This window comes from Pseudomonas sp. 05T35, from assembly GCF_056396605.1.
The window spans coordinates 1-4,679 of sequence record NZ_JBFTLU010000361.1; the positions used below are offsets into that span (position 1 = coordinate 1).

Below are 4,679 nucleotides of genomic sequence, written 5' to 3' on the forward strand. Positions count from 1 at the left end.
GAAGGCCGGTGACATGACCGGTGAAGGGCTGATGGATGGTGCGTGGCACGTCGCCAAGCCTATGTAACCTTGGCGAATAGCTAGCCGTTCGCATTAAAAGATCGCGGCCTTCGGCAGCTCGGAGGCTGCGATCTTTTCAAACAGTCAACGCAACGCGTAATCCAGCACGATCCCGACGAAAATCGCCAACCCGGCCCAATGGTTATGCAGGAAGGCCCGGAAACACTTCAGTCGGTCCCTGTCGCGGGTGTACCAGAATTCCCAGGCAAAGCACCCGGCCGCAGCCAGCAGCCCGAGGTGGAACCAGCCGCCCAGCTCGAATTTCGATCCGGCCAGCAGCAGGCACCCCAAGGCCAGGCCTTGCAGGGCGAGAATGATCACCCGATCGGCATCGCCAAACAGAATCGCCGTGGATTTCACACCAATCCTCAAATCGTCGTCGCGGTCGGTCATCGCGTAATAGGTGTCGTAGCCCACCGTCCACAGCAGGTTGGCAATCCACAGCAACCAGGCGATGGCCGGCAGTTCACCGGTTTCGGCGGTGAACGCCATCGGCATGCCCCACGAGAACGCCSCGCCCAGTACCACTTGCGGGTAATAGGTGTAGCGTTTCATGAACGGGTAAGTGGCGGCCAGCGCCAGACCGCCAAACGACAGCCAGACCGTGGCTGCGTTGGTACAGAGCACCAGCAGGAAGCTCACGCCCATCAGCAATGCGAAGAACACCAGCGCTTCTTTGGAGCTGATCTTGCCGCTGACCAAGGGCCGTTGTTCGGTACGTTTCACGTGACCATCGACCTTGCGATCTGCCCAGTCATTGATCACGCAGCCGCCCGCGCGGGTCAGCACCACGCCAAGGACGAAAATCACGATATTGGCCAATGACGGCGAACCTTTACCGGCAATCCACAGCGCCCACAACGTTGGCCACAGCAGCAGGTAAATGCCGATGGGCTTGTCCATGCGAGTCAACTGGATGAAGTCCCAGGCGCGCGGATTCACGCGATTCAATGACTTGAGCAGGCTTTGGTACATCAGCAGTTCTCCGTATTCGCGCCGGCAGCGCGCCACAGGGCTGGCAGGAATATTTCCGCAACCAGCACGCTCAGGTCCCCCCGGTCGAAACGCGAGCGCCGGCCCCACAGTTCCGGTGCTTGAGACTCACTTGGCAACCATTCGACAGGATAGTGACAAACCTCGATGGCGCGGCGCTGGAACGCCTGATCGCAAAACAACAGCTCGCCCAGGGAGCGGCTGCCCAACTCATCCATATTCAACCCGCCGTCCTGCAACGAACTGCGTGCCGCTACACTGCGGGCAAACACCCAGGCTTCGCCATGACCGCGCAAATACACCTCGCGAACCCAGCCTTCACTGCCTTCGGGCAATTCCAGTGCGGCGCATTCGTCAGTGCGCAAAGGCTGCCAGCCTTCGAGCAACGGCGTCACGCTGAAGCCGTCATCCGACAAACGGGTCAGGCGGCGGGTGAGCGAGCCCTCATCGAACAGCCAGTCGAGGGTTTGCGCGTCGGGTAGCGGGGTCAGCTGGCTTTGTGGCAGCCAGAACAGAGCAGGGGCGAGGGGGGTTGAGTGCGGCACAGTGAGTCAGTATTGGCAGCAAATGAGGCGGCGAGCTTACCATGTCGGTCGGTGATATTGATTGATCGGGCGGGGTAATGGCGCCGAACAGGCTTGCATCTATTGAGCCCGATCAGTACAAAACGCCTTGAGCCGGACGGCAAACCCTTATCAGGTGATCGTTCGCGCCGGTAAAAGCCTGAGAACCTGAGGAAACAAGTAATGAAAAAGTGGCAATGCGTGGTCTGTGGGCTGATCTACAACGAAGCCGACGGCTGGCCGGATGACGGCATCGCGGCCGGAACCCCGTGGCAGGACGTACCGGAAGACTGGCTGTGTCCAGACTGTGGCGTCGGCAAAATGKATTTCGAAATGATCGAAATCGCTGCCTGATCACAGATTTTGATGAATTGAAGAGGAGTAAGGAATGAACGCACCTGTCGTGATCGTCGGCACTGGGCTGGCTGGCTACAACCTGGCCCGGGAGTTTCGCAAACTCGATGGCGAAACACCGCTGCTGCTGATTACCGCAGATGACGGACGCTCTTACTCCAAACCGATGCTCTCTACCGGTTTCGGCAAGAACAAGGACGCCGATGGCCTGAGCATGGCCGAGCCCGGCGCCATGGCCGAACAGCTGAAAGCTGAAGTGCGGACCCATACACGCATCAGCGGCATCGACCCGGGCCACAAACGCCTGTGGATCGGCGAGGAAGCCGTGGCCTATCGCGACCTGATCCTCGCCTGGGGCGCGGAAACCGTGCGCGTGCCGGTGCAGGGCGATGCACCCGAGGCGATCTTCCCGATCAACGACCTCGAAGACTACGCGCGCTTTCGGGCAGCGGCTGCCGGCAAGCGTCGGGTATTGTTGCTCGGCGCTGGCCTGATCGGCTGTGAGTTCGCCAACGACCTGATCCTCGGTGGATACGAGGTGCAACTGGTCGCGCCGTGCGAACAAGTCATKCCGACGCTGCTTCACCCGGCGGCGGCCGCAGCCGTGCAGGCCGGGCTGGAAAGCCTGGGCGCGCAGTTCCACCTGGGCCCGGTACTCAATAGCTTGCAGCGCACCGATGACGGGCTCGAAGGGCATTTGTCCGATGGCCAGGTGATCCCCTGCGACGTCGTGGTTTCCGCCATTGGCCTGCGCCCGCGCATCGATCTGGCGGCCGCTGYCGGCTTGCAGATCAACCGCGGTGTGGTAGTTGACCGTCATCTGAAGACCTCTCACGCCAATATTTATGCCTTGGGCGACTGCGCCGAGGTCGATGGGCTGAATTTGCTGTACGTGATGCCCCTGATGAGTTGTGCGCGTGCGCTGGCGCAAACCCTGGCCGGCAACCCGACAGCGGTCAGCTACGGTGCGATGCCGATTACCGTGAAAACACCGGTCTGCCCATTGGTGGTTTCCCCGCCACCACGGGGTTTTGAAGGTGCCTGGACCGTCGAAGGGCAGGGCGCCGACATCAAGGCGCTGTGCCGTGATGCCAGCGGAAAACTGCTGGGTTACGCGCTCACCGGGGCGGCAGTGATGGAGAAACTAGCTCTAAACAAGGAGCTTCCGGCGCTTTTGGCGTAAATACCGGTCGTTCTGTCGGAATCACCCCGCTTTTGCTACTACAAAGGTCGCCCCGAGACTGGCGCCGCTCGTAACCGCATGCCATCCTCACTCCGTCTGCCGCAGAGTAGAGCCTGCGGCGCCTTGGGCGCTGTTCCGGAAGAACAGCACGGACATAACAACAAAAAACCGTCAAAGAGGCTTCACTCATGCGTAAACCAGATCTCGCCGCAGCAATCGCTGAAAAGGCTGACCTCACCAAAGAACAGGCTAACCGCGTACTCAACGCCGTCCTCGAAGAAATCACCGGCGCTCTGCACCGTAAAGACAGCGTCACCCTGGTGGGCTTCGGTACTTTCCTGCAACGCCACCGTGGCGCGCGCACCGGCAAGAACCCGCAAACCGGTGAGCCAGTGAAAATCAAGGCCAGCAACACCGTTGCGTTCAAGCCGGGCAAGTCGCTCAAAGACAGCGTCAACCCGTAAGAGCGGTACCGTCTCGAAGGGAGGCGGGGCGGTAAAAAAATGGGCACGCCGACTGGGTCGGGTGCCCATTTTTGTTAGCCTTGGCGTCGGGCATGACTCACGAGGCACTGAACAACATTATTTAATCGGCTTGTTTTAATTATCCAAAGCAGTGTAGATCGCAATAAGCTGATCTTTATATTTTTTACTGTTAGGAATGCGTATGCCTTTCAAGTAAGCATCCAGGCCGCTCGGATTATATTCTAGGAAGTACAATTCAAGTAAATAGATAATCAGGAAATTTTTATAGAAGGGCAGGACCTTGATTATCTTGTCCTCACCCTGATTTCCTTCCTGCTCGTGCGCGGTTTGTTTGAGCTTCGATAGTTTTGCCTCCATAAAGGCTGCAAGGCTTACTTTTCCTTGGTCAATAACGCGCTCTAGCGCTTCAATTTCTACATTGGCAACATTAATTTTATTGGCGTCGTATTGGAAAATATTGTCCGAAGGTTGACCTTCGTTAATGTCGAGATTCAAGTGTTCTTTAATATCAAGCAGTGTTGTTTGATAGCGGTTGCTCTCTACGAATGACTTAACGTCTTCAAGGTTTACCATTTGTCGATTCCCGTGATTATTTTGGATAGATCATATCCGGTATGCCTGAAGGGATCTGCTGCTTCATGTTCCCACGGTGTTAGCGCATCAAGATTTTTCGAATCATGGACGCCGATACCGCCTGTACGTTGCGGTATGTCACGATGGTGTAGCTCCATTGAAACAACTCGCTCCTCAACCGCGCCTGTTTTGCGGTTAATAACTTCCACTTTCATCTGAGGAGCCGAACCGCCCTTCATACGTGCCAGGTTATTTTTTGAGTAGCGCGACGGATTGGTTGTTGCTTCTTCCTTCCAGAATTTTTTTCCGTGCTGTACTCCAGCACGACCAGCCCCATGGATCTATCCAGCCAAAGGGGTTCGGAGAATATGTATACAGATTCAAGCCGCCGGTCAGCCCAATGGGGTCAGGCGTGGTGAAACGTCCAATATCAGGGTCGTAAAAACGAAAGGTGTTGTAATGCAGCCC

The 4,679-nt window shown here is 57.2% G+C and carries 8 protein-coding genes; 3 read left to right on the forward strand and 5 right to left on the reverse strand.

Features of this window, described 5'->3' with window-relative positions; all coding sequences use genetic code 11:
- Nucleotides 1-144: 144 nt before the first annotated feature.
- Both ubiA and AC1DH9_RS22675 read right to left on the reverse strand, forming a co-directional pair.
- The gene (gene ubiA / locus AC1DH9_RS22670; RefSeq protein ID WP_477808818.1) at nucleotides 145-1,035 is read right to left on the reverse strand and encodes a 4-hydroxybenzoate octaprenyltransferase; all 891 of its coding nucleotides are present in this window, start codon (nucleotides 1,033-1,035) and stop codon (nucleotides 145-147) included.
- The gene (locus AC1DH9_RS22675; protein WP_427546682.1) at nucleotides 1,035-1,598 is read right to left on the reverse strand and encodes a chorismate--pyruvate lyase family protein; all 564 of its coding nucleotides are present in this window, start codon (nucleotides 1,596-1,598) and stop codon (nucleotides 1,035-1,037) included. The genes ubiA and AC1DH9_RS22675 overlap by 1 nt, the downstream gene beginning before the upstream one ends.
- Nucleotides 1,599-1,799: 201 nt before the next feature.
- Here AC1DH9_RS22675 and AC1DH9_RS22680 point away from each other — a divergent pair, with 201 nt between their 5' ends.
- From AC1DH9_RS22680 to AC1DH9_RS22690, 3 genes are all read left to right on the forward strand, one after another.
- Complete coding sequence (locus tag AC1DH9_RS22680; RefSeq protein ID WP_477808819.1) at nucleotides 1,800-1,970, forward strand: rubredoxin; 171 nt, start codon at nucleotides 1,800-1,802, stop codon at nucleotides 1,968-1,970.
- A 34-nt stretch (nucleotides 1,971-2,004) separates the two neighbouring features.
- On the forward strand, nucleotides 2,005-3,153 hold the full coding sequence (locus AC1DH9_RS22685; protein ID WP_477808820.1) for an NAD(P)/FAD-dependent oxidoreductase: 1,149 nt from the start codon (nucleotides 2,005-2,007) through the stop codon (nucleotides 3,151-3,153).
- A gap of 188 nt (nucleotides 3,154-3,341) precedes the next feature.
- A complete protein-coding gene (locus tag AC1DH9_RS22690) occupies nucleotides 3,342-3,617 on the forward strand; it encodes an HU family DNA-binding protein (protein ID WP_003195589.1) in 276 nt (91 codons plus the stop codon).
- A gap of 135 nt (nucleotides 3,618-3,752) precedes the next feature.
- On the opposite strand, the gene AC1DH9_RS22695 is transcribed toward AC1DH9_RS22690, so the two are convergent.
- The 3 genes from AC1DH9_RS22695 to AC1DH9_RS22705 all read right to left on the reverse strand — a co-directional run.
- Nucleotides 3,753-4,211 carry a hypothetical protein gene (locus AC1DH9_RS22695; RefSeq protein WP_427546679.1) on the reverse strand — a complete coding sequence of 153 codons (459 nt, stop codon included), beginning with the start codon at nucleotides 4,209-4,211 and terminating at the stop codon, nucleotides 3,753-3,755.
- The gene (locus AC1DH9_RS22700) at nucleotides 4,205-4,426 is read right to left on the reverse strand and encodes a hypothetical protein (RefSeq protein ID WP_427546676.1); all 222 of its coding nucleotides are present in this window, start codon (nucleotides 4,424-4,426) and stop codon (nucleotides 4,205-4,207) included. Before AC1DH9_RS22700 ends, AC1DH9_RS22695 begins: the two co-directional genes overlap by 7 nt.
- A gap of 34 nt (nucleotides 4,427-4,460) precedes the next feature.
- On the reverse strand, nucleotides 4,461-4,679 hold a 219-nt coding region (locus tag AC1DH9_RS22705), incomplete at its 5' end, for an RHS repeat-associated core domain-containing protein (protein ID WP_477808821.1).

What these genes read in the sequence shown, in the direction of transcription:
- AC1DH9_RS22695 (WP_427546679.1), bottom strand. Translation starts at nt 4,211, where the DNA reads ATGGTAAACCTTGAAGACGTTAAGTCATTCGTAGAGAGCAACCGCTAT.
- AC1DH9_RS22690 (WP_003195589.1), top strand. Translation starts at nt 3,342, where the DNA reads ATGCGTAAACCAGATCTCGCCGCAGCAATCGCTGAAAAGGCTGACCTC.
- AC1DH9_RS22700 (WP_427546676.1), bottom strand. Translation starts at nt 4,426, where the DNA reads ATGAAAGTGGAAGTTATTAACCGCAAAACAGGCGCGGTTGAGGAGCGA.